Below are 19,464 nucleotides of genomic sequence, written 5' to 3'. Positions count from 1 at the left end.
GGGTGGAGCAGTCTGGCAGCTCGTCGGGCTCATAACCCGAAGGTCACAGGTTCAAATCCTGTCCCCGCAACCAATACATAAAAACCGCTGACTCCTGCAAGGGATTCAACGGTTTTTTTCATTCCGGGCCTGCCCCGTACTTTTACGCGGTGACGCTGGCCCTGATCTGCCTGGCGGCCGCATGCAGGCTGGCCGCCACCCGTTCCAGCTTGTCGGCGCCCGCCGTTTCAGCCAGGGCGGCAAAGGCGCTGATATGAAACGTGGCCACCATGGCGGGCGACACTTCCAGCTCCAGCGCCGTCTTGCTCAATTCCGTCGACGCCTCAAGATAAGGCTCGCTGCCCGCCTCGAACGCTTGCTTGGTTTCCAGCAATTCCTGGCCGCCTTCCGCCTTGGCCAGGCAGGCATCGACTTTTTGCTGGAACGCCGGCAATGTGTCGCGCACGGGGCCGGGTTCAGGCGCAGCTTCCGGCTCCGCTGGCGCGGGAGCGGCTGGCGCCGGCTTGTCCGCCGCCGGCATGTCGCGCAAAGTCAGCCAGCGTTCGACGGCGAGAAAATCGGCAAACGGCTCCTCTACCTTCGGATTCATCAGCCAGACCTCGCCCGTGCGCCAGTCGATCCGGGCGCCGCGCTCATTTCTCGCCAACAAAATATCCTTGCCGCCATCGGCATTCGACACGCGGCCGATGTCGAGCCAGTTCATCAGTTCCGCCTGGCGCGACATCGCGTTGACCCGATGAAAAAAGGCCAGCCATAAGAATCTGGCGACCAGAAGAACCAGGGCACCGCCAACCATCCACATCATTTTTCGCTCCGCACCACATCGACAAGCCGCATTTTCTCACATGAAAGCTTGCGCCAAGGAAACTTTTACATCTGCCGTGCGCGGGCGCAAATCCCTTGCCGCAGGCGGCCCGGGCATGCAGTCGCATTTCAGCAACGCCGCATTTTCCCGATTGCCTGGCGTGCGCCCCTGCGCTATTATGAGAACAATTCTCATTTAGATTAAGCTGTACTGTACACATGCCGTCCGCCCCTGCCCCGCCGTCCGATTTCCAGGCCCTGTACGCCGAGCACCACTCCTGGCTGCTGCACTGGCTGAAGCGCCGCCTGCACGATGCGGGGCTGGCGGGCGACCTGGCGCAGGATACCTTCCTGAAGATCTTCGTGGCGCGCAGCAGTGCCGGAATCGCGCAGCCCCGGCCTTTCCTGGCCACCATCGCCAAACGCCTGCTGGCCAACCACTGCCGGCGCGAAGAACTGGAACGGGCCTACCTCGACGCCCTGCTGCACCAGCCGCAAGCCTGTGCGCCCTCGCCGGAAGCGATGTCCATCCTGCTCGAATCGCTGCAGCTGATCGACCGCGCGCTGGACCGGCTGTCCGCCAAGGCCAGGGCCGCCTTCCTGCTGGCCCACCTGGATGGCATGAGCTACGCCGAGATCGCCGCCGAACTGGGCACCACCACGCATTCCGTCAAAAAATACCTGAGCAAGGCCAATCTGCTGTGCTTTTTTGCCGTGCCCGATTTTGCCGCGTCCTGACATGCGCGGCGCCACCGTCTACGCCCAGGGCCAGCCCATCGACCTGGCCGTCGCCATGCAGGCGGCCGAATGGCTGGCCACCCTGATGAGCGGCGAAACGACGCCTGCGGAAAAAACGGCCTGGCAGCAGTGGCGTCAGGCGCACCCCGACCATGAACGGGCGTGGAAACACATCGAAAGCGTCAGCGGCGGCTTGCGGGAACTCGATGCGCAAGCCAGCCGCCAGGCGCTGGCACAGCGTCCAGCCTCACCCCTCTCGCGGCGCGGCAGCCTGCAGCTGCTGGCGTGGGTATCGGCCATCGGCCTCACAGGCTGGTTCGGCGCGCGCTCGGGATATGCGCCCGAGATGGCCCGCGCCGCGCTGGCCGACCTGTCGACCGGCGTGGGCGAACGCCGCGAGCTGACCCTGCCCGACGGCAGCCGTCTGCATTTGAACAGCGGCAGCGCCGTCAACATCCGCTTTACGGCCAAGCAGCGGATGCTGCAACTGGTGCGGGGCGAAGTCTTCATCGCCACCGCCCGCGAAACGGGCATGCCCTACCGCCCCTTCCTCGTCGAAACGGCGCATGGCCACGCGCAGGCGCTGGGCACGCGCTATGCGGTGCGCGAGACCGAGGGCAGCACCCTGGTCGCCGTCGAGGAAGGCGCCGTGCGGCTGGTGCCGCGCCATGGCCACGCCAATCTGGTGCTCCAGGCGGGCCAGGGCGGCGGCATGACCGCGCGCAGTATCGTGCCCGCGCACGCCGTCTCGCCCGACCGATGGGCCTGGCGCCAGGGCTTGCTGCTGGCCGACGCCATGCCGCTGCGCGACTTCCTGCATGAGCTGAGCCGCTACCGCCACGGCTGGCTGGGCTGCGACGACGCCGTGGCCGGCCTGCGCATTTCCGGCGTCTTCCCGCTGGCCGACCTGGACGCCGTGCTGCTGTCGCTGCCCGATTCCCTGCCGGTCGACGTGCGCCTGCGCACGCGCTACTGGGTGCAGGTGGAGGCGCGCCAGCAGCGCTGAAGCGATATTTTTGACGCCAGCGAAAAAAAAGTACCCGCTTTCGATTCTCGCGTGACCTGTGTAGGCAACGTTCTTTTTGACGACTACACCACAAGGTAACCATGTCTCCAGTCATTCACTCCCAGCCGCGCATCAAGCGCATGGCGCATGCCATTCAACTCGTCTGCATCGGTTCGGCCCTGCTGCTGAATATCCCCGCGCCAGCCCTGGCGCAGGAAAGCGCCGCAGCGCCAGCGGCGAGCCAGGACTTCCAGGTGCCGGCCGGCGACCTGGCGGCGGCGCTGCGCCAGGTCGCCAGCCAGTCCCGGGTCATCCTCAGTTTTACCCCGGAACAGACGCGCGGCAAGACGTCTGCCGGTTTGAGCGGCCGCCACGACGTGCTGGCCGCCCTGAACGGCGTGCTGCGCGGCACCGGACTGAAGGCCGAACGCAGCGCCAATGGCAGCTACGTGCTGCGCCCGGCCGATGCGGTGGCAGGTGGCGAGGCGCTGTCGATGATGCCGGAGGTGTCGGTCAAGGCGCAGCAGGATGCGACGGAAGGCTCGGGCGCGTATGTCTCGCCCCTGCCGATCGCCACGGCCACGCCGCTGGGCCTGTCCGTAAAGGAAACGCCGCAGTCGGTCAGCGTCATCACGCAGCAGCGCATGCAGGACCAGGGCTTGAGCACGATCGCGCAGGTCATGGCGCAAACGCCGGGCATCACCCTGTTCTCGCTGGGCAGCGAGCGCACGGGCTTTACCTCGCGCGGCTATTCGATCACCAATTACCAGCTCGACGGCGTCAGCACGCACTCGGAAACCATGGGGCTCAATGCGATACCGTCGCAAAGCCTGGCCGACATGGCGCTGTACGACCACATCGAAGTGCTGCGCGGCGCCTCGGGCCTGATGACGGGCGCGGGCGACGCTTCGGGCGCCATCAACATGGTGCGCAAGAAACCGACGGCGCAGTTCCAGGCCGCCGTCGAGGGCGAGCTTGGCTCCTACGATGAACGGCGCGCCATGGCCGACATCTCGGGTCCGCTGAACGAGGCGCGCACGGTGCGCGGCCGCCTGGTGACGGTGTACGAGGAAGGCGACAGCATCGTCGACAACTACAGCCACGATAAAAAAGTCGTGTATGGCGTGGTCGAGGCGGATCTCTCCGCCGGCACGAAGCTGACGGCCGGCGTCACGCACCAGCGCAAGCGCTCGGACGGTTCCCTCTCCTACCTGGGCTTCCCCCTGTTCTACAGCAATCTCGCCATGACGGACCTGCCCCGCTCCTTCAGCCCGGCCGCCAGGTCGAACAGCTTCGACACCAATTCGACCGACCTCTTCGCCACCCTGGAACACGCGCTGGCGAACGACTGGAAGCTGAAAATATCGGCCAACCGCGTGCAGTCGTCGCAGGAAGAGCGCGCCGTCTACCTGAACGTCAGTGGCGGCTTGCCCGACCAGGCCACGGGCGATGGCCTGCGCTTAAACGCCGACTACCGCGACTACCAGCTCCAGGTCAACAGCGTGGATGTCAACGTGCGCGGACCGTTCAGCGCCTTCGGCCGCCAGCACGAACTGGTGCTGGGCATGGACTACAGCGAATTTCAAAGCACGACGGATGGCCGTTTCGACAAGCGCATCGAGCGCACGCCCGCTAACCTGTACCACTGGAATCGCACGGCGACGCCCGTGTTTGGCGACACCTATGCCACCAACGACAGCACGCGCCGCCAGGCCAGCGTGTATGCCGCCACGCGCCTCCATCTCTCCGAGCGCCTGAAATTGATCGCCGGGGCAAAAGTGCTGCGCTACGACGAAAATTACATCTCGGACGCGCCTGCCGAACCCTTTTACAGCGCGTCGCCAGCGTCGGAAAGCCGCGTCATCACGCCGTATGGCGGCCTGGTGTTCGACATCGATGGCACGCACAGCGCCTACGCCAGCTACTCCACCATCCATCAGCCGCAAGCATCGCAAGACCGCTACGGCAAGCTGCTGGCGCCGCGCGAAGGCAAGACCCTGGAAGCAGGCATCAAGAGCGGCTGGTTCGATGGCCGCCTGAACACGGCTGCCGCGCTGTACCAGATCCGCCAGAAGAACCTGGCCGAATCGGATCCCGGCTACGACGTGCCTGGCACAAAGATTTCCGCCAGCCGCGCCATCAAGGGCGCCAGAACCCAGGGCGTGGATCTGGAAGCGACGGGCGCGCTGACGCCGGACTGGAACATCTCGGCTTCGTGGTCCTACAGCCAGACGGAAAACAATACCGGCAAGGCGATCCTGACCACCTTCCCGCGCCACCTGGTGAAACTGTGGACCACTTACCGGCTGCCCGGCGAACTGCATCGCCTGACGGTGGGCGGCGGCGTGAACTGGCAAAGCCGCGTGTACTCGGATATTGAGGCGTGGCAGATCGAACGCACCCTGCACTGGCAGCAGAATTCCTACGCCGTGGCCAGCCTGATGGCGCGCTATGACGTCAACGACAGGCTATCGGCCACCGTCAACGTGGCCAACCTGTTCGACAAGCAGTACACAGCCTCGATATCGGACTGGTGGTACTCGGGCATGTATGGCCCGGCGCGCAAGGTGGCGCTAAGCGTGCGCTATCAATTCTAGGCCAGGCTGAATATTTCACATTGGCGCAGGGCCGGTGATACAATTTTCCGCTTCACGGGCACAGACATTGCCCCGTGCCACAGAATCACCCAAGGAGAATGTGTGAAGGACCTCGCCCCCGCCCTGCCAGCCGATCCGGCCGACCAACCCGCCAATCCCGCGCGCCGCCGGATTTTCCAGGCCGCTTCCGCAGTCGGCCTGGCCGCCAGCCTGCCGGCGCTGGCCGACGCCGCGCCAGCCAAAAAGAACATCGCCAAGGGCTCGCTCGACGCGAAACTCAAGGCGCACGTCAAGAACGTGGTCGTGATCTACCTGGAAAACCGCAGCTTCAACAACCTGTTCGCCAACTTCCCCGGCACCAGCGCGCCCCTGTCCGCCGTCACGGCGGAACAGGCGCAGCAGATGGACCGCGACGGCAAGCCGCTGGCCACCCTGCCGAAGATCTGGGGCGGCCTGGTGCCGAACCAGCAAAATATCGGCGGCATCGATTACCTGATCAAGGAAGACCAGATTTCCGGCCTGCCGAACGCGCCCTACAAACTGAGCGACGCGGCCGGCAAGCCCCTTCCCGAGAGCATCATCACGCGCGACCTCGTGCACCGCTTCTACAACAACCAGATGCAGATCAACGGCGGCAAGAACGACGGCTTTGCCGCGTGGGCCGACAGCGGCGGCCTGGTGATGGGCCACTACGGCGAAACGTCGAAAAACCTGAACCTGTGGCAGATCGCCGAGCAGTACACGCTGTGCGACAACTTCTTCATGGCGGCCTTCGGCGGCTCCTACATGAACCACCAGTTCCTCGTCACGGGCCGCGCCAACGAATACTTCAACGCGGCCGAGACGGCGGCGAAGAAAAAGATCGCCGTGCTGTCCGACGGCCCGCAAGGCGTGCGCCTGGCCATCTCGCCCGACTGCCCCGCCTCGGCGCTGGACGGCAAGCCGAAATACGTGAACGACGGCGCCCTCACGCCGGACGGCTATGCCGTCAATACCATGGCGCCGCCATATCAACCGAGCTACGTCCGCCCCGCCTTCGACGGCGATCCGCTGCATGCCGACCCGGCCGACGCGAATACCCTGCCGCCGCAAACCTACGACACCATCGGCGATCTGCTGTCGCGCAAGGGCGTCAGCTGGGCGTGGTATGGCGGCGGCTGGCAAGCGGCGCTCGACCATAAGGGCGGCGGCAGCAAGCCGAACTTCCAGTTCCACCACCAGCCGCTGAACTACTTCAAGCAGTTCGCGCCGGGCACCGCGGCGCGCGCCGAACACCTGCGCGACGGCGGCACGGGCGACAGCCCGATCTCGAACAAATTCCTCGCCGCCGCCGTGGCGGGCAAGCTGCCGGCCGTGACCTTCTACAAGCCGCAGGGCAATCTGAACCTGCACGCCGGTTACTCGGACATCGAATCGGGCGACCAGCACGTGGCCAACATCATCCAGCATCTGAAGGAATCGCCGCAGTGGAAGGACATGATCGTGGTGATCACGTTCGACGAGAACGGCGGCTGGTGGGATCACGTGGCGCCGCCAAAGGGCGACCGCTGGGGTCCGGGCACGCGCATTCCCGCCATCGTCGTCTCGCCGTACGCGAAAAAAGGCGCCGTCGACCACAGTTTTTATGACACGACGTCGATCCTGCGCCTGATCACGCGCCTGCACGACCTGCCGCTGCTCGAAGGGCTGAAAGTGCGCAACGATGCCTTCGCGTCAAGAGGAGCACTGCCGCCGGGCGACCTGACGGGCGCCCTCAGCTTCCGCTAAGCCTCCCACAATGCGGCACGCCTGTGATACACTGCGTGCCGCACTTAAATCCGCAGGAGAAGTTTTCCTGCAGCTTGTCCCAACAATGAGCCCGACTCCAGTAGCCGGGCTTTTGTTTTGTGGATGAAGTGAAAGCGTATTGACATAGGCGGGCAGCACCTTGCCCGCCCCCTGGCCGTCGCAGGCCAGGGACAGAGGTTAGCAAATGAGAGATAAAAAAGACAACGCCACCATCGACTTGCCCGGTTTCGGTCCGCCGCCAGCGCTCGAGGCGCCAGAGCCGGCGCCGGAGCCGCAGCGCCGCGCGCGTGCGCGCAAGGTGGCTTTGAAGCAGGTGCAGCTCGAATTGCTGGAGCCGACCGACGCCACGGGCCTGCCCGTATGGACGCGCGACGCCGGCCTCGATCTGACCGGCCTGCCCATCTGGGCGCCAGACAATTAGTACCCCACGCCAGCGGCCGTTTGCCGCCGGCTTCCACACCACCATCCGCACAAGGGCGTAGAACGCCTGTAGACTGTGCCCATCCACCCGCTTTTTACCGGCTCCGCCCCTATGAACACCACCACTGCCACCACCTCTTTTTCCAGCCTGCCGCTGACGCCCGCCTTTTTGGCCAACCTGGACTCGCTCGGCTACCACGAGATGACCACCATCCAGGCGCAAAGCCTGCCGGCGGTGCTCGATGGCCGCGACCTGATCGCACAAGCGAAAACGGGCAGCGGCAAGACCGCCGCCTTCGGCATCGGCATCCTGCACAAGCTCAATCCGGCCTGGTTTGCCGTGCAGGGCCTGGTGCTGTGCCCCACGCGCGAACTGGCCGACCAGGTGGCCAATGAGCTGCGCCGCCTGGCGCGCGCGGCCGGCAACATCAAGATCCTGACCCTGACGGGCGGCGCGCCGATGCGCCCGCAGATCGCCTCGCTGGAACACGGCGCCCACATCGTCGTCGGCACGCCGGGCCGTTTGCGCGACCACCTGGGCCGCGGCACCATCAACCTGAACCACGTGCAGACGCTGGTGCTCGATGAAGCGGACCGCATGACGGACATGGGCTTTTACGAGGAAATCGCCGGCATCGTCAGCGCCTGCCCGGCGCGCCGCCAGACCCTGCTGTTCTCGGCCACGTACCCGGAAGACATCCGCCGCGCCACGGCATCGTTCCTCGTCAATCCGCTGGAAGTGACGGTCGAGGCGCAGCATGACAACGACAAGATCGAACAGCGCTTCTATGAAATCGGCTTCGACGAGCGCAACAGCGCCGTCGGCAAGCTGTTAAAACACTTCAAGCCGGAATCGACCCTGGCCTTCTGCAATACCAAGGTGCATTGCCGCGAACTGGCCGACGAACTGCGCCAGCAAGGCTTTTCCGCGCTGGCCCTGTATGGCGAGCTGGAACAGCGCGAGCGCGATGAAATCCTCGTGCTGTTCGCCAACCGCAGCTGCTCCGTGCTGGTGGCCACCGACGTGGCCGCGCGCGGCCTCGACATTTCCGACCTGGGCGCCGTGATCAACGTCGACGTCTCGAAAGACACGGAAGTGCATATCCACCGCATCGGCCGCACGGGCCGCGGCAGCAAGAAGGGCCTGGCCCTGTCGCTGTGCGCGCCGAACGAGAAAAAATGGGTCAAGCTGATCGAGCAATACCAGAACAGCGCCGCCGAATGGCACGACCTGAAGGAACTGGCGGAAGATGACGGAATCGAGGCGCTGCCGGCGCCGATGGTCACCCTGTGCATCATGGGCGGCAAGAAGGACAAGCTGCGTCCGGGCGACTTGCTGGGCGCGCTGACGGGCGATGCGGGCCTGACGAAGGAACAAGTGGGCAAGATCAACGTATTCGAGTTCATGACCTACGTGGCGCTGGACCGCAAGGTGGCCGAAGCGGCCTTCAAGCGCCTCAACGCCGGTAACTCCCTGGGCCGCGACTTTGGCAACATCAAGGGCCGCAGCTTCAAGATGCGCTTTATCGAGGCGTAAGCAGCGCCAGTGTACGCAGGGCCGCCATGGCCTTGCGTCCCGGGTAGCTGTCCCACGCGGGATAGCGCCTGCGGTAGTAGCAGTTCCAGTAGCTGACGGCGCGCCGCTCCAGGGTGGCCAGATACGCGGGGTTCTCCCGCAGGTAGCGCGCCAGCGCGTCGGCATTCCAGGCCGGCAGCGCCGCGCCAATGACCTCGACAATCTCCAGCACGTATTCGCCGCACAGGTGCACGACGAAGGGCACCGTCCACGCCCGCTCCTGCTGCAGCAGCTGCCTTGCACACGCTTCGCGCAGATGGCCGTCATGGTGGCGCGTGCCCAGGCACAGGGCGAGCACGCCCGCGTCGCCGGGCAGCCGCGTACAGGCCACCAGCCGCTCGCGGTCGTAGTAAGTGCGCGTCGGGATCAGCAAGGCCTCGCCATCCTGGCGCACGGCAAATGGCGGGTGTGCCCGGCCGCTCCCCAGCACGGGCAGCAGTTGCGCCAGCGTGTCCGCCAAGGCCGCGGGAAAGGCATCCGCTTCAGCCATCGCGCCCCTCCCGGCACACCTTGCGCACGCCCAAGGCAGGTCTATCCACCTTTTCAAAGATCACGTTCGAATACCATTGCGCGGGATCGCCTTCGGTCGGCTTGCCCAGCGAAATATGGTAGCCGCCATGGGTGAACAGGGCCGTCGTTTCCTTGCCTGGCGTGAGCCCCTGCAGGAAGGCCGGCCAGGCCGCCTTGTCGACTGGCGTAAAACGCGCGGCCAGCAGCGCCAGCAAGCGCGCGTGCATGGCTGGCGCATACGGGAACAGATACAGGTATTCGACCAGTTCCCCGCCATCGGCCAGGCGCGTGACGGCGGCCGTCGCCGCATCGACCGTCCCCTCGTCGCCGCCAAAGCGGCACAAGGTGCCGCCGCTGTAGGCGAAATCGATGACGGTCGCCGGCGCGCACGCCTGCCGTTCCCGGTCGATACCGACGGGTGGCAGCGCGCGCACTTGCGCCAGCAGCGTTTCGCCGGACGTGGCCAGCACGGGAAAGCCCGGACACTCGCTGGCCGCCTGCACGCAGGAATAGGCCAGGCAACAACTCAGTAACAGCAAACGGCGCTTCACGGCATCTCCAGTTTCATCAGGCGGCCATTATGCAGGACATCTTCACAAAGGCCGAGCCTGTTGCCCTTGCGGCGTATCGTCGATGTCGAAGCCCGCCGCGCGCGCCAGTGCGCGCAAACGGTCCGCCTCGGCCCACTGGCGCTGCGCGCGGGCGACGCTGCGCTGCGCCAGCCACGCCTGCACCTGCTGCGGCACTTCCACCTGCGCCGGCTGCCAGGCCAGCAAGTCCAGCCCCAGTGCCTCGTCGAAGCGGGCCATGGTCGCTTTTTTCACGGCGTCGGGCAGGCCGCTTTTCAGCAGCTCCCAGGCCACAGCCAGCGCGCGCGGATAATTCAAGTCATCGTTGATGCAGGTCATAAAACGCGCCAGCCATGTCGCATCGGCCTCGCCGCCCGCATCCCCCAGGCCATGCACGGCCACGCGCAGGCGCGCCAGGCCGCTGCCGGCGGCGCGCAGGGCTTCATCCGTGAAATTGAGGCTGCTGCGGTAGTGGGCGCCCAGGCACAGATAGCGGTAGGCCAGCGGGGCGACGCCCTGCTCCGCCAGGCTTTGCAGACGCAAAAAGTCGCCCGAGGATTTCGACATCTTCGCCTCCTGCGTCTTGAGGAAGGCGCCATGCAGCCAGAAGTTGGCCAGGCGCGTGCCGTGGCGCGCTTCCGTCTGCGCGATCTCGTTGCTGTGGTGGACGGCCACGTGGTCTTCGCCGCCGCAATGGATGTCGAAATACGTGCCCAGGTGCTTTTCCGCCATGGCCGAGCATTCGATGTGCCAGCCGGGAAAGCCCAGGCCCCACGGACTGTCCCACTCCATCTGCCGCTGGCCCGGCACGCCGCTGAACTTCCACAGCGCGAAGTCGCAGATGTCGCGCTTCTCGCCCAGGTCCACCCGCTTGCCCGCCTGCAGGCCATCGCGGTTCAGGCGCGCCAGCTGGCCGTAGCTGTCCTGGCGCGCCGTGTCGAAATAGATGCCGTCGGCCGTGCGGTAGGTATAGCCCTTCGCTTCCAGGTCGAGGATGAAGGCAATCTGTTCCGCGATGTGGTCGGTGGCGCGGCACCAGACGGTGGGCGGCAGGATATTGAGCTGGCGCAAATCATCTTCAAACGCGCGCGTGAATGCGGCGGCGATGTCCCAGGCCGACTCGCCGCTGCGCCGGCTGCGCGCTTCGACCTTGTCGTCGCCGCTGTCCGCGTCCGACGTCAAATGCCCCACGTCCGTGATGTTCATCACGTGGCGCACCTGCAAGCCGTTGAATGCGAGCGCGCGGCGCAGGCCGTCAACGAACAGATAGGTGCGCAGGTTGCCGATGTGCGCATAGTCGTAGACGGTGGGACCACAGGCGTACAGGCCCGCCTGGCCCGGGGCGATGGGTTCAAACGGGCGCAGGCTGCGCGCATAGGTATCGTACAGATGCAGTGTCATGCGGGTCCTTCCTGAGTGGCGCGGAAAAAGAAAATGGCCACAGGTTTTTCAACACTGTGGCCATCGAATGAGGAGCAAGACGTTAGCGGCGCCTAGCCGCATCCTCACGGAGCCAGGCACGCGGACACGGCGCAGCAGCGGCGCCGGATGCAAAAACTGGAGGGAGGATGAAAGTGATCATGGGACGAATATCGCATGCGCGCGGGCGGGCCGTCAAGCCCTCCCGCGTCAGCCGCTTATTTTTTCGCCTGCTCGATATGCGGCAGCAGCACCGTCAATATGCCCAGCAGCGGCAGGTAGGAGCAGATTTTATACACGTAGGCGATGCCCGCCACGTCGGCCAGGTGGCCCATGGCCGCGGCCGCGATGCCGGACACGCCGAACATCAGGCCGAAGAAGATGCCCGCGATCATGCCCACCTTGCCCGGCACCAGTTCCTGCGCAAAGACGACGATGGCGGAAAAGGCGGAAGAAATCACGAAACCGATGATCACCGTCAAGACGGCCGTCCAGAACAGGTCAACATAGGGCAGCAGCAGGGTGAACGGCGCGGCGCCCAGGATGGAAATCCAGATCACGCGCTTGCGGCCGATGCGGTCGCCGATGGGGCCGCCCATGAAGGTGCCGGCCGCCACGGCGGCGAGGAACAGGAACAGGTACAGCTGGGCGTCGCCGAGCGACAGGTGGAATTTGTCGATCAGGTAAAACGTGTAGTAGCTCGACAGGCTGGCCATGTAGATGTACTTCGAGAACACCAGCAGCGCCAGCACGCCCAGCGCGCCAACCACCTTGTTGCGCGACAAGTTCGGGCCATGGCCGCCCGCCTTCGGCTTGAAGCTGGCCAGGTGGCCGCTATACCAGTGGCTGACCTTGTACAGCACGCCGATGGCCAGCACGGCCAGCAAGCTGAACCAGGCGACATTGCCGTGGCCGCGGTTCACGATGACGGCGGCCGCCAGCAGCGGCCCCAGGGCGGAGCCCACATTGCCGCCCACCTGGAACAGCGATTGCGCAAAGCCGTAGCGCCCGCCCGAGGCCATGCGCGCCACGCGCGACGCTTCCGGGTGGAAAGTCGAGGAACCGACGCCGATCAGGCCAGCGGCGAGCAGCAGGGTCGGAAAGGTCGAGACGATGGACAGCATCAGCACGCCGGCCAGGGTAAAACACATGCCGACCGGCAACAGGAATGGCAGCGGACGGCGGTCCGTGTACAAGCCGATCCAGGGCTGCAGCAACGATGCCGTGCACTGGAACGTCAGGGTTATGAGGCCGACCTGGGTAAAACTGAGTGAAAACTCGGCTTTCAGCATCGGATAAATCGACGGCAATAATGCCTGGATCAAGTCATTGAGCAAATGCACGAAGGCGACGGCGCCCAGGATGTGCATGGCCAGACCGGATTGTTGTTGGGAACTATGAAGCGATGGCGCCGCCGGCACGGACTTGGCCAATGCCGGGGCAGTTGTGGTTGTGTGCATGTGTCATCCGCAATAATCGGGCTCGGCGGGCGGCCCGTCAAAGAAGCCAGTATAGTATGGTCACTGAACTGATAACTTCCAATAATCGTCGCTTAAGTGACAACTGAGTGACAATCAGGTGAGAATCCAACGCCCCCTATGTACACCCACCACCCCGCCCAGACCCACCCCGATGGCGTGCCGTTCAGCCGCAGCACCAGCTCGCACGATTACCAGCATGTGCCGCGCCCCGTGACGGCCATGTCCAGGCAATACACGGCGGGCGACTACACGGCGCCGCACAGCCACGTGCGGGCGCAGCTGCTGTATGCGACGGAAGGCGTGATGCGCGTCTCCACCGGGCACGGCGTGTGGATCTTGCCGCCCCGGCGCGCCCTGCTGATTCCCGTGGGCGTCGTGCATGAAGTCCATATCTTGAGCGAACTGAGCATGCGCACCGTGTACATCGATGCGCAGGTGGCGGCCCAATATGGCACCGATTGCAAGGTACTGGAAGTGAGCCGGCTGCTGCGCGAGCTGATCCTGGCGCTGCTGGCCGAACCGATCGAATATGCGCTGGCGGGACGCGGCGACTGGCTGGCGCATTTGATCCTGTCGGAACTGGCGGCCGCCGATACCGTGCCCCTCGCCATCCCCTGGCCCCGCGACCGCCGCCTGGTGGCCGTCTGCTCGGCCATCATGAGCGCCCCCGGCAGCCGGCGCAGCATCGAGGACTGGGCGCAGGATGCGGGCGCCAGCGCGCGCACCCTGATCCGGTTATTCCCGAAGGAAACGGGCTTGCACTACCGCCAATGGCTGCAGCAAGTCCACCTGGCCGAGGCATTCTGCCGCCTGGACCGGGGCGAAGGCGTGGCCGCCATCGCCTATGCGCTGGGCTACGCCAGCCCCAGCGCCTTCAGCGCCATGTTCCGCCGCATCCTGGGCCGCACGCCGCAGCACTACCTGAGCGAGTGGCGCGCCGCGTAGGTCGGCAAGCGCCGCTGTCGGCATTGTCGGCTTACCCCCTGCGGGCTAAGCCGACCTACTCTTTTTCGCCGGCAATCAGGCGGTAGGCCAGCGCGCCCAGCAAGGCGCCGATGATCGGTGCCAGCCAGAACAGCCACAGCTGGCTGGTGGCCCAGTCGCCCACGTACAGCGCCACGCCCGTGCTGCGGGCCGGGTTGACCGAAGTATTCGTCACGGGGATGCTGATCAGGTGGATCAGGGTCAGCGCCAGGCCGATCGGCAACGGAGCGAAGCCGGCCGGCGCGCGCTTGTCGGTGGCGCCCAGGATGACGATCAGGAAGAACATCGTCAGCACGATTTCAATCACCAGCGCCGACAGCATCGAATAGCCGCCCGGCGAATGGGCGCCGAAGCCGTTCGAGGCAAAGCCCTTGCTGACATCGAAACCGGCCTGGCCGCTGGCGATCACATACAGCACGCCACCGGCCACGATGGCGCCCAGCACTTGCGCGATGATGTAAGGCAACAGTTGATTGGCGGGAAAGCGGCCGCCGGCCCACAGGCCGATCGAGACGGCAGGATTCAAGTGGCAACCCGAGATGTGGCCGATGGCGTAAGCCATGGTCAGCACCGTCAGGCCAAACGCCAGTGCCACGCCGGCAAAGCCGATGCCGAGGCCGGGGAAGGCTGCGGCCAGCACGGCGCTGCCGCAACCGCCCAGTACCAGCCAGAACGTGCCGAGGAACTCGGCGCCATATTGTTTCATGATGTATTCCTTTAAAGTGACGAGAAAACGTGCCAGGGACGACCAATCGGACCGCTCACCACCTTTGCCCCGCCCAGGGGCGACGGCAAAGCACAGCACCAGCAACGCACGCTGCAGAGCGCGCATAATGACATGACATCATTATCAATGCAACATTATTTCGTACAATAATGTTAATAGTTCTCTTGACACCTAAAGGTTGTTTTGATAATTCTCATGGCGCGGGGCGGCGCATGTATTTTTGCGGCGCCTCCTGTGGTGCAAAACCAAAGCCCGCATACAGGCCATGCGCGTTATCGATGCCCTTGCGCCGCGCTTCCATTACGACTGCCCGCTCAGGTAGCGGTCGATCATGGGCACGCCCAGCTCGTCGCGCTCGCTGGAAATACGCAGTGGCGCGTGCATCAGTTCTTGTACAGCAAATCGGCTTCGGCGATGCTGGGCTCGCCGAAATACACGGTGCGCAAGCCGCCCTTGGCATCGCTGCCCATGTACACGCCCGTCATGCTGTGCGTGGCCGGGTCGTACAGGATGGAGTAGCGGTGGCCGCAATTGTGCGGTTCGCAGACGCTGCTCAGCAGGCGCGCCTTGCCGTCGATCTCGACGGGCTTGAGCGGACTGGCCACGCCATCGGGCACCCAGCGCTGCCGCTTCAGGCCAGCTTTTTTCAGGCCCACATTAAAAGCCTTGCGAAAGGCGTAGTCCGCCTTGTAGACATCGGGGAAATACGGGCAGGTATGGCCGCCGTCGCAGCTTTGCGCTTGCTCAATGAGCGACAGCTTGGGCGTCCGGGCTTGTGCCGGCATGGCGGCCAGCGCCACGGCGGCGCCCAGGAACAGGGGGAAGAACAAACGTGCGGACATGCAATCTCCTAAAAGCATCCAATAATGGGTGCAGCATAGCAGAATGGCATGCTTGCGCACCGGCGTCAGGGAGAGCAGCGGATACCGACCACCCCGTTGACCTTGCCTTCCGGCCAGCCCGTCTCGCGCCAGCGGTACACGCCGGGCGCAACGACGATCAACTGCCACTCCACCAGCTTGCCAGCGGCATTGAGGCGGGTTTCATTGTCATAGCGCAAAGTCAGGCTATGCTCCGTTTCCGCCACCACCGTCGCGGCAAAGCGGTTGGTTTCGCCCAGCTTGCTTTTCCACGTGCGGTCATTGAAGATCGCCAGCCGCTGATGATCATCAGACAGCTGCATGCGCGTAAAGTGCCGCGCTTCTTCGCACACACTATTCGTATTCACGCTGTCGGACCAGCTGCCAGACAATTGCGCGGCATCAAAAGGAGTCGGGGCGGCGGACACGGCCGCACTCAGCAGCAAGGTTGCAAGCATAGTTATCGAAAGAAAACGAAAGGAAAAATCATGGCTGGCGCAGCGCCAGCGTGATGCTGGACGGCAATGCGGGCGTACGCCGGTGCAAAGTCGCCTGCTCATAGGCATACGCCATCGCGATGAGCTGCATGTCGCCATGGGCAGGGCCGATGAAGGACAAACCGACAGGCAAGCCCCCTGCCATGCCGGCCGGCACCGTGATATGCGGCAAGGCCGACGGTGCCTGCGCTACGCCATGGCACGTGGGCCCCACCAGCGCATCGAGCCCATGCGAGCCCAGCAACGCTTCGATGCCGCCTGGCCCGGGCGCCGGCGGCGTCTCGACCAGTTCCGCCCCCTGTTCCCGCAACGCCTGCAGCGCCTGCCCGATCACGGCATCGGTCCCGGCGCACAGGCCGAACAGGTGGCGCGCCACGCCGATGCGGCGCCCGTGCAAGCCGGCAGCATCGAACAGCGTGCCATCGGCCAGGCGCTCGCCCGTCAGGGCGGCGAACAGCCAGGCCGCCTCGCGCACGCTGGGCGCCATCGGTCCGGCCGTGGCTGGCTCGCCGTCCTGCTCCGCGGCAGTCCTGCCCGTGGGCTTGATGGCGACCAGGCCGCAGTTTGAAGCAGGCGCGACAATGGAGCCGTCCGCCGCGCTGTCCACGGCCAGGATGGTCAGCCCGGCCCAGCTGGCACTGGCATGCGGCACGCTGACGGCGGCCCACTGGCGCAAATTGCTTTTGCCAATAATGACGGCGCCGGCCGCGCGCAAGCGCGCCGCCACAAAGGAATCGCAGCTGGCCTGCGTGGCCAGGGGCGCCTGCGTGCGCGTCTTCATGCGGTCGCCCGTGGCGATATTGTCGCGCAAGACGATGGGGATGCCGTGCAAGGGGCCGCGCACCTTGTGCACCTGGCGCTCGCGGTCCATTTCCAGCGCGATTTTCAGCGCATCGGGGTTGATTTCAATGCCCGCATAGGCGCGCGCGCCGATGCTGCACAGCGAACGGATGCGCGCCAGGTATTGCGACGTCAGCGCATGGGAACTGAGCTTGCCTGCCTGCATCATCTGCTGTTGCGGCAAGACGCCCGCGTCGAGCAGATGGGCCATGGGACTGGCGGGCGCCGTGGCGCGGGCCAACACGGGACGGGCCGCGCCACGCGACGCGCCACTGCGTAACATCTGACTGCGCTGCATGCTATCTCCAGGAAACTTCAATGTTTCTACCGCAATAATGTTCTAGTCATAGCATAGCAGTCCTTGCAACACAATTGTTGTCGAAGGGAATTATTTTTTAAGCAAAAAAAAACGCTGCCCGAAGGCAGCGTTTCTTGATGATCATGCACTGGGGCGTATCAGTTGCGTACGACACGCTTGTATTCGTTGGTACGGGTGTCGATTTCGATGACGTCGTCCTGTGCCACGAACAGCGGCACTTGCACGGTGTGGCGGTGTGCGTCGATGGCGTTTTCGATCTTGGCTTCTTTCAGGACGTTGCCCGAGGTGTTGCCCTTGACCGCTGGCTCCGAGTACACCACTTGACGGGCGATGGTCGTCGGCAGTTCAACGGAAATAGCCTTGCCGTCGTAGAAAATGGCTTCGCATTCCATGCCATCTTTCAGGTAGTTCAGCGCTTCGCCCAGGTTTTCTTCTTCGATTTCGTACTGGTTGTACTCGGTGTCCATGAAGACGAACAGCGGGTCGGCGAAGTACGAATACGTTACTGGCTTTTTATCCAGAACAACAACGTCGAACTTGTCGTCGCCGCGGAACACGTTTTCCATCGGGGTGTTCGTCAGAAGATTTTTCATCTTCCATTTGTAGGTGAAGCCCGTGCGGCTCGAACCGTTGACATCAGAACGCAACACGATCATTGGCTTGCTGTCGACCATGATGATATTGCCAACACGAATTTCTTTTGCGGGTTTCATAGGAATGTACGTAAAAAGTGGGTTGCATGAAGACCATCTGCCGCCTGTGCGCCATCAGCGCCGCAAGCTTGCGTTTGATCGGTTAAAAATACGTTAGAAATAACCGGGCATTTTACCTTAATTTTTGGCAAGCGCCTATCTCGTCGCGCCAGCGAACGCCAGCAAGTTACTTGCCAGATCGCCATTAGCCTGCATCTGCCGCTGCCAGGCCTGCGCGCGCGCCCCGATGCGCGGCAGATCGGCCTGCAATGCGGGCCACAGCTGCACCCACGGCAAGGCGTCCGCGCTGGCGCCATTCCAGGCCAGCGCCGCCTGCGCCAGGCTGTCAATGACGCCGTCCGCATCGGCCGCATAGCGCTGCAGGAAAGCGCGCAGTTTCACGTGATGCAAGTTTTCATCCTGCAAGTAGATATGCCAGAGAAACGGCCGGCCCGCCCATTGCGCGCGCACGAAGGAATCCTCGCCGCGCACGAAATTGACGTCGCAAGCCCACAGCAGGCGGTCGTAATCGTCTTGCGGCACGAAGGGCAGCACGCGCACCGTGAGCGCGCCGCGCGTGCGCGCCGCACCGGCCACCGCTGCATCGTCGCCGATAAACGCCTGAACGGCATCGAACGCGACGCCTTCCGGCACCAGGCATGTCACAGGTTCACTGTCCGCCTGCCACACGCCAAACAACTCGGCGACGGGGGCGGACGGGTAACAGAACAGCGACACTTTCAAGGCGCGCATTTCCGCCGCCGTCACGCCGAATTGCCCCAGGAATGCCGCCATGGCATCCGCATCGGACTGGAATGCCAGCCGCCGCTCGTCGAGCGCCGCTTCGCGCAGCAAACCGCCCGTTTTATCGGTAAAACCGGGAAAGAAGAAATGCTTGATCATGCCGTGACGGGGCGACGTCAGCGCGTGGCAGCCCTCGACCCACTCTTCCGCCGTCAAGCCTTCCAGGTTCAGCCACACGGGCTGCGGCGCGCATTGCGCCATGGCGGCGATATAGCCGGGTGGAATATCGCAGGCAAAGAACTCGATGACGATATCGGCGATATCGGCGGGCACAAACACGCCATCCTGGCCGCGCCAGTGGCGAACCATGACGCCGGATGCCTGCTGCGCCTCGGCAGCCACATCGATTTCAGGGCAAATGCGCTGGAAACTGGGCAAATCATCGACCCACAGGGTAACGGCCACGCCGTGTTCGCCGCCCAACTGCCGCGCGAGGCGCCAGCAAATGCCGATATCGCCGTAGTTGTCGACGACTTTGCAGAAGATGGCCAGTGATGGAGCGCGATCGGTAGGTAGTGGCATAGTCAACGGGAAGAGAAAAACGTGGGCATGGCGGCCAATAACAAAAAAGCCGCGCTGTTACCAGGCGGCTTTTTTGTTGGCTGATTCAGCCGGTCTGGCGTCCCCAAGGGGATTCGAACCCCTGTACTCACCGTGAAAGGGTGATGTCCTAGGCCTCTAGACGATGGGGACAGAAAATCTGTCCTGGATGCGCTGCTTTGCATCCCGACCTGTTACTTGCTTACTGCTTGCGAATCTGGCGTCCCCAAGGGGATTCGAACCCCTGTACTCACCGTGAAAGGGTGATGTCCTAGGCCTCTAGACGATGGGGA

Annotated in this window: 18 protein-coding genes and 1 tRNA gene; 7 read left to right on the top strand and 12 right to left on the bottom strand. The window is 64.2% G+C overall.

What is annotated here, in order from left to right; translation table 11 throughout:
• Window positions 1–142: 142 nt before the first annotated feature.
• Window positions 143–805, bottom strand: coding sequence for a hypothetical protein (locus tag IGS61_RS27340; protein WP_230542444.1), 663 nt, complete (start codon window positions 803–805; stop codon window positions 143–145).
• Between the two features lie 218 nt (window positions 806–1,023).
• On the opposite strand from IGS61_RS27340, the gene IGS61_RS27335 reads away from it, so the two are divergent.
• From IGS61_RS27335 to dbpA, 6 genes are all read left to right on the top strand, one after another.
• Complete coding sequence (locus tag IGS61_RS27335) at window positions 1,024–1,542, top strand: sigma-70 family RNA polymerase sigma factor (RefSeq protein WP_230542443.1); 519 nt, start codon at window positions 1,024–1,026, stop codon at window positions 1,540–1,542.
• A 1-nt stretch (window position 1,543) separates the two neighbouring features.
• Complete coding sequence (locus tag IGS61_RS27330; protein ID WP_230542442.1) at window positions 1,544–2,548, top strand: FecR domain-containing protein; 1,005 nt, start codon at window positions 1,544–1,546, stop codon at window positions 2,546–2,548.
• A 101-nt stretch (window positions 2,549–2,649) separates the two neighbouring features.
• Window positions 2,650–5,145, top strand: coding sequence for a TonB-dependent siderophore receptor (locus IGS61_RS27325; RefSeq protein ID WP_230542441.1), 2,496 nt, complete (start codon window positions 2,650–2,652; stop codon window positions 5,143–5,145).
• Window positions 5,146–5,247: 102 nt separating this feature from the next.
• On the top strand, window positions 5,248–6,912 hold the full coding sequence (locus IGS61_RS27320) for an acid phosphatase (protein ID WP_230542440.1): 1,665 nt from the start codon (window positions 5,248–5,250) through the stop codon (window positions 6,910–6,912).
• 205 nt (window positions 6,913–7,117) lie between these two features.
• Window positions 7,118–7,354, top strand: coding sequence for a hypothetical protein (locus tag IGS61_RS27315; protein ID WP_070223821.1), 237 nt, complete (start codon window positions 7,118–7,120; stop codon window positions 7,352–7,354).
• A 111-nt stretch (window positions 7,355–7,465) separates the two neighbouring features.
• Window positions 7,466–8,890, top strand: a complete 1,425-nt coding sequence (dbpA, locus tag IGS61_RS27310) for an ATP-dependent RNA helicase DbpA (protein ID WP_230542439.1) — start codon at window positions 7,466–7,468, stop codon at window positions 8,888–8,890.
• Here the strand turns inward: dbpA and IGS61_RS27305 are convergent.
• The 4 genes from IGS61_RS27305 to IGS61_RS27290 all read right to left on the bottom strand — a co-directional run bounded on the left by IGS61_RS27305 (window position 8,877) and on the right by IGS61_RS27290 (window position 12,887).
• Window positions 8,877–9,419 carry a hypothetical protein gene (locus tag IGS61_RS27305; protein WP_230542438.1) on the bottom strand — a complete coding sequence of 181 codons (543 nt, stop codon included), beginning with the start codon at window positions 9,417–9,419 and terminating at the stop codon, window positions 8,877–8,879. The two genes, dbpA and IGS61_RS27305, sit on opposite strands and share 14 nt — an antisense overlap.
• Window positions 9,412–9,990, bottom strand: a complete 579-nt coding sequence (locus IGS61_RS27300) for a hypothetical protein (protein WP_230542437.1) — start codon at window positions 9,988–9,990, stop codon at window positions 9,412–9,414. Before IGS61_RS27300 ends, IGS61_RS27305 begins: the two co-directional genes overlap by 8 nt.
• Before the next feature lie 42 nt (window positions 9,991–10,032).
• Window positions 10,033–11,409 (bottom strand): cysteine--tRNA ligase, encoded by a 1,377-nt coding sequence (gene cysS / locus IGS61_RS27295; RefSeq protein ID WP_230542436.1) that lies wholly within the window; start codon window positions 11,407–11,409, stop codon window positions 10,033–10,035.
• A 236-nt stretch (window positions 11,410–11,645) separates the two neighbouring features.
• The gene (locus IGS61_RS27290; RefSeq protein ID WP_442908109.1) at window positions 11,646–12,887 is read right to left on the bottom strand and encodes an MFS transporter; all 1,242 of its coding nucleotides are present in this window, start codon (window positions 12,885–12,887) and stop codon (window positions 11,646–11,648) included.
• 138 nt (window positions 12,888–13,025) lie between these two features.
• Here IGS61_RS27290 and IGS61_RS27285 point away from each other — a divergent pair, with 138 nt between their 5' ends.
• Window positions 13,026–13,853 (top strand): AraC family transcriptional regulator, encoded by an 828-nt coding sequence (locus IGS61_RS27285; protein WP_230542435.1) that lies wholly within the window; start codon window positions 13,026–13,028, stop codon window positions 13,851–13,853.
• A 55-nt stretch (window positions 13,854–13,908) separates the two neighbouring features.
• Here IGS61_RS27285 and aqpZ read toward each other — a convergent pair whose 3' ends face one another.
• The 7 genes from aqpZ to IGS61_RS27250 form a co-directional block, all read right to left on the bottom strand.
• Window positions 13,909–14,598: an aquaporin Z gene (aqpZ, locus tag IGS61_RS27280; protein WP_034778070.1), complete on the bottom strand. Its 690-nt coding sequence runs from the start codon at window positions 14,596–14,598 to the stop codon at window positions 13,909–13,911.
• 404 nt (window positions 14,599–15,002) lie between these two features.
• Complete coding sequence (locus IGS61_RS27275) at window positions 15,003–15,461, bottom strand: Ivy family c-type lysozyme inhibitor (RefSeq protein ID WP_230542434.1); 459 nt, start codon at window positions 15,459–15,461, stop codon at window positions 15,003–15,005.
• 65 nt (window positions 15,462–15,526) lie between these two features.
• Complete coding sequence (locus IGS61_RS27270; protein WP_230542433.1) at window positions 15,527–15,937, bottom strand: hypothetical protein; 411 nt, start codon at window positions 15,935–15,937, stop codon at window positions 15,527–15,529.
• Between the two features lie 28 nt (window positions 15,938–15,965).
• Window positions 15,966–17,114 carry an amidase family protein gene (locus IGS61_RS27265; protein ID WP_230542432.1) on the bottom strand — a complete coding sequence of 383 codons (1,149 nt, stop codon included), beginning with the start codon at window positions 17,112–17,114 and terminating at the stop codon, window positions 15,966–15,968.
• 158 nt (window positions 17,115–17,272) lie between these two features.
• Entirely contained in the window at window positions 17,273–17,848 is a 576-nt protein-coding gene (locus IGS61_RS27260) for an elongation factor P (RefSeq protein WP_034758247.1), read from the bottom strand.
• A 135-nt stretch (window positions 17,849–17,983) separates the two neighbouring features.
• Window positions 17,984–19,153: an elongation factor P maturation arginine rhamnosyltransferase EarP gene (earP, locus tag IGS61_RS27255; RefSeq protein WP_230542431.1), complete on the bottom strand. Its 1,170-nt coding sequence runs from the start codon at window positions 19,151–19,153 to the stop codon at window positions 17,984–17,986.
• Window positions 19,154–19,248: 95 nt separating this feature from the next.
• A tRNA-Glu gene (locus IGS61_RS27250) sits at window positions 19,249–19,324 on the bottom strand.
• Between the last annotated feature and the right edge of the window lie 140 nt (window positions 19,325–19,464).

It is taken from the genome of Janthinobacterium sp. FW305-129 (assembly GCF_020858115.1).
Classification (GTDB): domain Bacteria; phylum Pseudomonadota; class Gammaproteobacteria; order Burkholderiales; family Burkholderiaceae_D; genus Janthinobacterium.
The sequence above is the reverse complement of the archived record's forward strand: the minus strand, read 5'-3'. Positions and strand labels throughout refer to the sequence as shown.

Coding starts and splice junctions, on each gene's coding strand:
- IGS61_RS27340 (WP_230542444.1), bottom strand. CDS start 805: ATGATGTGGATGGTTGGCGGTGCCCTGGTTCTTCTGGTCGCCAGATTC.
- IGS61_RS27335 (WP_230542443.1), top strand. CDS start 1,024: ATGCCGTCCGCCCCTGCCCCGCCGTCCGATTTCCAGGCCCTGTACGCC.
- IGS61_RS27330 (WP_230542442.1), top strand. CDS start 1,544: ATGCGCGGCGCCACCGTCTACGCCCAGGGCCAGCCCATCGACCTGGCC.
- IGS61_RS27325 (WP_230542441.1), top strand. CDS start 2,650: ATGTCTCCAGTCATTCACTCCCAGCCGCGCATCAAGCGCATGGCGCAT.
- IGS61_RS27315 (WP_070223821.1), top strand. CDS start 7,118: ATGAGAGATAAAAAAGACAACGCCACCATCGACTTGCCCGGTTTCGGT.
- dbpA (WP_230542439.1), top strand. CDS start 7,466: ATGAACACCACCACTGCCACCACCTCTTTTTCCAGCCTGCCGCTGACG.
- IGS61_RS27305 (WP_230542438.1), bottom strand. CDS start 9,419: ATGGCTGAAGCGGATGCCTTTCCCGCGGCCTTGGCGGACACGCTGGCG.
- cysS (WP_230542436.1), bottom strand. CDS start 11,409: ATGACACTGCATCTGTACGATACCTATGCGCGCAGCCTGCGCCCGTTT.
- IGS61_RS27290 (WP_442908109.1), bottom strand. CDS start 12,887: ATGCACACAACCACAACTGCCCCGGCATTGGCCAAGTCCGTGCCGGCG.
- IGS61_RS27285 (WP_230542435.1), top strand. CDS start 13,026: ATGTACACCCACCACCCCGCCCAGACCCACCCCGATGGCGTGCCGTTC.
- aqpZ (WP_034778070.1), bottom strand. CDS start 14,598: ATGAAACAATATGGCGCCGAGTTCCTCGGCACGTTCTGGCTGGTACTG.
- IGS61_RS27275 (WP_230542434.1), bottom strand. CDS start 15,461: ATGTCCGCACGTTTGTTCTTCCCCCTGTTCCTGGGCGCCGCCGTGGCG.
- IGS61_RS27270 (WP_230542433.1), bottom strand. CDS start 15,937: ATGCTTGCAACCTTGCTGCTGAGTGCGGCCGTGTCCGCCGCCCCGACT.
- IGS61_RS27265 (WP_230542432.1), bottom strand. CDS start 17,114: ATGCAGCGCAGTCAGATGTTACGCAGTGGCGCGTCGCGTGGCGCGGCC.
- IGS61_RS27260 (WP_034758247.1), bottom strand. CDS start 17,848: ATGAAACCCGCAAAAGAAATTCGTGTTGGCAATATCATCATGGTCGAC.
- earP (WP_230542431.1), bottom strand. CDS start 19,153: ATGCCACTACCTACCGATCGCGCTCCATCACTGGCCATCTTCTGCAAA.